The 6,700-nt window shown below is 33.8% G+C and carries 7 protein-coding genes; all 7 read left to right on the forward strand.

Going from position 1 to position 6,700, the window contains the following annotated elements:
• The first annotated feature begins 1,218 nt into the window (after positions 1-1,218).
• The 7 genes from AC1TPC_RS25740 to AC1TPC_RS25770 all read left to right on the forward strand — a co-directional run bounded on the left by AC1TPC_RS25740 (position 1,219) and on the right by AC1TPC_RS25770 (position 6,497).
• A complete protein-coding gene (locus AC1TPC_RS25740) occupies positions 1,219-1,482 on the forward strand; it encodes a hypothetical protein (RefSeq protein WP_482069579.1) in 264 nt (87 codons plus the stop codon).
• A gap of 261 nt (positions 1,483-1,743) precedes the next feature.
• Positions 1,744-4,743: a hypothetical protein gene (locus AC1TPC_RS25745; protein WP_482069580.1), complete on the forward strand. Its 3,000-nt coding sequence runs from the start codon at positions 1,744-1,746 to the stop codon at positions 4,741-4,743.
• Between the two features lie 472 nt (positions 4,744-5,215).
• A complete protein-coding gene (locus AC1TPC_RS25750; protein ID WP_482069581.1) occupies positions 5,216-5,365 on the forward strand; it encodes a hypothetical protein in 150 nt (49 codons plus the stop codon).
• A 120-nt stretch (positions 5,366-5,485) separates the two neighbouring features.
• Positions 5,486-5,644 carry a hypothetical protein gene (locus tag AC1TPC_RS25755; RefSeq protein WP_482069582.1) on the forward strand — a complete coding sequence of 53 codons (159 nt, stop codon included), beginning with the start codon at positions 5,486-5,488 and terminating at the stop codon, positions 5,642-5,644.
• Positions 5,641-5,772 (forward strand): hypothetical protein, encoded by a 132-nt coding sequence (locus AC1TPC_RS25760; protein WP_482069583.1) that lies wholly within the window; start codon positions 5,641-5,643, stop codon positions 5,770-5,772. Before AC1TPC_RS25755 ends, AC1TPC_RS25760 begins: the two co-directional genes overlap by 4 nt.
• Before the next feature lie 10 nt (positions 5,773-5,782).
• Entirely contained in the window at positions 5,783-5,932 is a 150-nt protein-coding gene (locus AC1TPC_RS25765; protein ID WP_482069584.1) for a hypothetical protein, read from the forward strand.
• A gap of 109 nt (positions 5,933-6,041) precedes the next feature.
• Positions 6,042-6,497, forward strand: a complete 456-nt coding sequence (locus tag AC1TPC_RS25770; protein WP_482069585.1) for a hypothetical protein — start codon at positions 6,042-6,044, stop codon at positions 6,495-6,497.
• The last annotated feature ends 203 nt before the right edge of the window (positions 6,498-6,700 follow it).

The raw sequence follows: 6,700 nt of genomic DNA on the forward strand, positions 1-6,700 counted from the left end.
CAAGCAGGACAAGCTTTCATTGGATTTTTCATAATCCTTTGTTTTATTTAGATTTACCTTTGAAATATTTAAAATGAATAGTTTTTTGTGACTCTTGTGACCAGATTGTGATCTTCAAAGAGTCGAATTGTGATTGTAATACAAGAAATTGTAGGAGATTTCCTTCATATTGAGGGAAGTCTTTTTTACTTTAATTACGGCTCAATAACACATAACTTATTCCAACGTTTAGCTTTTAGAAAAGTGTTTTTTTAATAATCCTTCAGCTAAATATATCACCGGACATAGCTTGAGATGAGTTCAAGAAAATAAAACATCAGACAATTTGGCTTTTTTTCGGATAATTGTAAATGTCCCTTTAAAAGACATACCCAATAAACCAATACAATTTTTAACTGTGTTCTTATGGACTCTTAAAGCAAATGATACTTATGTTTTGATATACCATGGGATTATTAAAATAAGACTTATAACGCTTTTAAGGGAAGTAGATTCATTTAAGTTTAGCAGATATCTGTTCCAATTCTAATATTGTTTTTAATGCCCTTACTCGTCCCATAAAGCTTCTTTATGCTTCATCCTGATACTTTGTTCCTAGCTAGTAAGACAAGTAGCATATTCGGGCGTGTGAGTAACCAGAATGATGTACAGCAAGCACTTTTGATAAGATAGCAAGTGCATTTTTTTGAATTTAGTATTGACAATCAATCTATTTCCTCCAATAACCAATAGCCCCTAAAACCGCCATTACAATTTTAAAAAGCATGATTTATAGTGAATGTAGAAGGTGGAGGTGATTATTGTTGAAGTATTCCGATGTTAAACTCGAAATAGCGGATAGCGTAATATTGCAAGATTTTGTTGTGAATAAGGGTATATAAGTCTTTAAACATAATAATAACGCATACACTGTAGAAGGATGCAATAATCTATTGCTGCTTAAAAATGCTTATTTCGATAACAAAGGACTTGATCTTTGATTAGCTATTCAATTCTGTTGTGCAATCCTTAAGATGAGCAAAGATGCTGCTGTATATGAATTATTTGAATTCATTGAATTTCAAAAAAACACATTACATATTACGATTGGTAAAGTGAATATGACTACATGCGATAATGACAATTGTGCAGTTATTATTGTGATATTATGAAGTTTCTATATATTTTAAACCTAGTTTTGATATAGGTTAAGTTGTATAAAGGTTAGGAGATGGATAGTTGCAATTTATTGACTCTGGGTTGAAAGACATTCCAAAAGTTGATTTACATAAGTATCTTGAGTTAAAGGGCTTCCACGTATTAGTGGTGTATGAAGATGTTGTAAGAATTGAAGGTCTTTCAAGTTTAATCATTGGTAAGCATTACTATTATAATGAGTCAACATTTGAGCTGGGCTATCATATTTCCTTCTGCATGAATTTTCTAGGAATGTGCGATCGACAAGCAATCAATGACCTATTGCTTTTTATTCTTTATCAATAAATGATTTACTACGTCGGCTTTTGAGAAACTTGTCAGCTTGAGGGCTTATATGCTCTGTTATGTTCTAGTCAAGATCACATCTATGATTTTATTGCAAAATAATACAAGAACGCATTTGAGAATGTAAGCTGTAGATGATAATAAGAATATCAATTGGAAGGGTAGTGGAGTCACTGTGGTAAATATATATATAGTCTTTAAACTGCAAAAAAATAGGTAGCTCAGCTATCTAATTTAATGCAGACAGGTGAGGATTTTATCATGACTACGAAATTAGAAAAGAAAGATTTATCGCATGTTGAAGGTGTTATGGAATTTTTAAATGCTATTCATGGAGTTAACACTTACGAGATAAGAGTGTTACCTGAAGGCGATAGTATCGCTCCTGTCTTAAGTGTGTTACGTCATGAGGGCAATTTTTATATACAACAGAATAAGAAGAAAGAATTACTTTGTGAAGAATCATCTGAGAACTTTGATGAGGTAGTACTAGGAGATTATCTGTTTGAATCCTTGCAGGGTGCAGTATGTTTTACGGTCAACTCACCGAACTTTGATATTATGGATTCTTGCACGGCCAGCAACAGTCATATTCGGAATGGTGGAAAAATAAATAGTCAGTTTGTTGATATTGATGCACCTAAAGAACTTCGGCTAGATGCTAACCTCCTAAGTCAATGGAAAAAAAAGAAGGCGAAACTTATAAAGAGTTTCATTGTCCATCCATCAATTGTTGTAAATACAAAACATGGTTTTCATGTTTATTGGTTGCTTGCTGAACCGAATGGTGATATTGAGCTATTTCAATACATACAGAAACAGTTGGTTAAGTATTTTGATGGTGATACAAAATGCTTAAACGAAGCAAGGGTTCTTAGAGTGCCTTATTTCATGCACCAGAAAGACCCGAGAAGAAAACATCCTGTAACAGTACCGGTATTCATGCCGCAATTTCGTTATTCGCAATCCATAATAAAACAGAGCCTACCTGAACTTTCAGAAGAAGTTCATTTATATAAAACGGATGAAAAGCCATTGATTAGTTTAGTAGGCGAAAACAAAGTTAAATTGATTGATATTCTCATGAACAAATTAGAGCAAAGTAGGCTAAGAGGTAATAGCATTTCAGCTCGATGTTGTATGCCGAATCATCCTGACAAGAATCCTAGTGCATGGTTTAACATTGAGTACATGTGGTACCACTGTTCTTGTGGAGCTAGTTATTCAGTCAGAGAGCTTGCCAAAGAGTTAGATTGGTTTGATGTGTTGGAAGTACTCGATACTAATGATTTCACATCTGTAGTTCAGCCGGAGTTTTCTTATGTAGATGATCTGATATATCTCTCAATTAGTTCATCTGAGCTTGAGTACATTGAACGAATCAGCAGCGAGGTTGTTGGTTCATTGTCTCAGTGGGGACAAGTTATTACTGAAACGCATAAACGCTATATTCGCGATATCATCCAGATTGCGATTAAAGATAACAAAGGGAAGCCGAACTTGTTACCTCTTGATATGGGTGCTGGTAAATCAACCATAATAAAGGCTCTTCTTTCTGATATGCTTAGTCAGTTAACTATTGGGAGTAATAACGATGGTGCAGTCGTTGTTGTAGAAAGAAAAGTTGATGCAAGAAAATTAAGAGACTGGCTAAAGGTCAAAAGCAGACAAAACTTAGTCTTTGCAATGTATGGTTTTGAAAATGAGGAGTGTCATTTGGCACAGGATAAATCCGAGAAGTATGAACGATGTCCTGCTCGAAAAAGACCAACCATTTGCAAGTTCAAAGATGAGTGTCGTTACTGGAATCAGGAGACAGAACAACAACGCTATCCTATTGTAATCATGACCACACAAAAGTTATTTCATGAATCGTATGATTTTTATAATCAATATGGTCATTATATGGGATTTGAAGGGAAAGAAAAGAGAGAGCTTTTACTGATTGATGAGAAAATCAAATTGATTAAGGTAATCCATTATTCGATGGTCCAGTTTTTGAAGGAAATTTCTGAAATAATGACTCGGCTCTATTTTAGTAATTCATCAACTGCGGTTTTTGATGAGTTCTCTCTCGCTGTAAGTGAAGTGAAATCAAAGTTTGAGGTTAATAAATTAGGTAGAGAGCCTATACTGCCAATCAATCCTTCATTCGAATTTTCCAGTGATTTCAGGAAAGTGTTTAGCAAGGTAATTGATTATGAACATGATGCCTTTCAAATTCCATACTTCATTGAAAGCTTCATGTGTCATGGTGGATTTTATAGTTGTAGTATTGACGGTGTCAGCCTTACAACAAGCAGCTATAAAACTTATGGTGATATTGCTCACTTTAAAACGTTAATCTTTGACGGTACTGCGGAGATTGATAAAGATTATAAGCATGAGGATTATCATGTTTTTGATTTTCAACCTTTAAGAACGTATGAAGGGTTTACCTTTTATCTCTGTGACTTTATCAGTGGTACAAAGACAAACATGACAGAAGAAGCGACACTGGAAGCTTTTTGTCATGATGTAAAACTAATTGCCGATGAAAATCCCACAGATAAGATTTTTTTACCTGTGTTTAAAACGGTAAAAGATTCAATTACGATATATCTAAGGGATTACATTACACAGGGACGAATAGAGCTAGCTACGTACGGTTCAACCAAAGGAAGCAATGATTTCAGAGATTGTAACATTACTATCCTTGGTGGGGTTTTGCATAAAACAGAGGATTACTATATTGGTAAAGCGCAAGCGATTTATAGACAACAAGGAGAAGAGCTTCAAGATTTATCAAGTAAAAAGATGTTTGGCCGCGTATTCAATGACGAAAAAATTGAAGAGGTGAAACAGCTTGATATGCTTGTTGATTATTCACAGGAACTAAAGCGGAGTAGTCAACGAGACAATTCGAAAGTTATTGAAGGAAAGGTTTACGTTTTCCATAATGACAAAAGGTTCTTAGAAAATCTCAGATACAAGTTCCCAAATTCAAAGACAGTTGTTTGGCAGCCAGTGAACATGATAAGACGAAGTATTAGATCAGATGCTAAGAATACAGATGCGTTTTTCAATATGCTGAATGAGAATCATCCTGAGCTATATTTCGATCAAATTAAAGAGAAGTTGAAATTGTCTGATTCGATATTCTCTAGTTTGATTAAGACTAAAAAAGTAACTAATTATATCCAAGCAATGGGATATAAAATTGTTAAAGTCGAAACGAATCGAAAACGCAAAAAGCTAGTAAAAGTAAGCAATGATACTTGATAGATAACTATTAATATTAAGACAGTTATAAAGTATTATTAGTAGCAAAGAGAGCCGTTTTGTTAGGTTCTCTTTTGTAACTTAAGCAGGCTTTATGTAAGATGAATAATTAATACTTCAACAGACCGATCAATGTTATATACAACGACACGATCACGTTTCAGAATTTCGCATAAAAAAAGGGTTTGATTTTACCTTCGTATATCGTCTTAGCTTGTTCGGTTTGTCTTGAGTTAAAGGTTATCAAAGGCCCAAATACCAGTAGAAACTCTAACCTACCTGCATTTGTGTAATGTATATCAGAATTAAATGCAGAATCAGGCTTGCAATTGCTCTTCGTTAAACTATCGTACCATTCGGTAGCTTATTCTTTATGTGGCCTTGATTTCTTCCATTAGCTGATGTTTAATGGAGATAGGTGGTATTAACGTAAGCTATTATAAAGCATCGAAACTGGAGGTGTTGTATATTTATGATGAAACTTGAAGAAGTACTCGAAGAATTCGAGCAAAAGAAAGCTGAGCTATACACTAAAGAAAACGAAAAAGAAAAACAGCAGCTAATCGAGATATATAAGAATGTTCCCTCAGCCCAACTCCAACATATTCTACTTAACCGTTAAAGAATCTCATTCTTCGCAAGTAGCAGTCAAACCTTTATTCCCTTCATTTAGCTATAGATCACGATGTAATATGAAAAAGTATTCTAGCCCAAATAACCGACCTAAAGGAGGTGTATGCTATTGATGATGGACTTTAAGGAATTGACAAAGAAAATGATTGAACATAAGGATGAGTTCTACTCAAGAGAACTAGCAAAAGAAAAGTTACGCATAGAGCAGAAATTAGAACCTAAAGAATTAGGCTTAAAACGGTATATAAATGGTGGTGAGTGTTTATGATGATGGCCTTCAAAAGCTTAGCTAAAGCATTCAAGCAAGAAAAGCATGAGTTTTATAAAGTTGAACTCGTTAAGGAAAGAAGAGAACTTGAAGCAATCAAATCAGCTGATTTAGATAATAATATCTAGGAGGGCTACAATGATAAAATCTAATCCAAACAAACCAGAAGGAATGATACAAGAACAGATAGATGCTGGGCGCAAGTTTATTGGTTTAGCTTCATCTGAAATGGATTTAAACAAGGTAAGAGATTGGTATAAAGAAAATGAATCAAGAACGGAAAACTAAGGCCGGTCCAAAGATGGATTGGTCTTTTGTTTTGATTTGTAAGAATAATATATGGGAATAATCTATAATTGGAAATATTAAACACGCTAAAAACATTGGAGGTTACTTGATGAAGAGAGCTGTAAATGTAATCCCACTGAAAACATTTAAGCTGATTCTAGAGTATCCAATGAAAGCTTTCTACAGGAATACAGAAGGTCTTAAAAGTGGATTTAAGGACGGTACTTTTTTTTCAGTGGAGAATACGTATATGATAATGCCATCCGCATTTGTGAAGGCAATGAGAAATAAGTGTATTGGTTTCTATTTATACGGATTTTTCAAGCAAAAGTCAGAAAGGTATGGAAATGAAAGGTACGATGCAACATGGACGCAATTAATTAATGAAACTGGCTTAAGCTCTGCTACGTTAAATCGTTATATAAAGATACTTGAAAAAGCAGATCACATTAAAGTAAAAAGGCATACTAAATACCAAACTAACTATACAGGAGGATTGTTTGCTAATTCATATAGCGTAAATAACTTTTTAAAACCGATAAAAACTAAAAAGGTTATGAATTAATAAATGTAAAAGGTTATATATATATATTACATAGAATGTATTAATACTTATAAATATATGGATAATATTTTATTCTTAAAAAATTCACCTGAATCCGTGACCAATCTCTAATTTGGATCTTTAAACGGATGGAATTACTACCAGCCATATCCAATTGAATCTTTGGGTAAATGAGAATAACTCAAAGTAGAACCCTCGTCTAA

The organism is Paenibacillus sp. Y280 (assembly GCF_056786335.1).

Excerpts from the sequence above, each read along its gene's own strand:
- AC1TPC_RS25745 (WP_482069580.1), top strand. The coding sequence starts at position 1,744 with ATGACTACGAAATTAGAAAAGAAAGATTTATCGCATGTTGAAGGTGTT.
- AC1TPC_RS25750 (WP_482069581.1), top strand. The coding sequence starts at position 5,216 with ATGATGAAACTTGAAGAAGTACTCGAAGAATTCGAGCAAAAGAAAGCT.
- AC1TPC_RS25760 (WP_482069583.1), top strand. The coding sequence starts at position 5,641 with ATGATGATGGCCTTCAAAAGCTTAGCTAAAGCATTCAAGCAAGAAAAG.
- AC1TPC_RS25765 (WP_482069584.1), top strand. The coding sequence starts at position 5,783 with ATGATAAAATCTAATCCAAACAAACCAGAAGGAATGATACAAGAACAG.
- AC1TPC_RS25770 (WP_482069585.1), top strand. The coding sequence starts at position 6,042 with ATGAAGAGAGCTGTAAATGTAATCCCACTGAAAACATTTAAGCTGATT.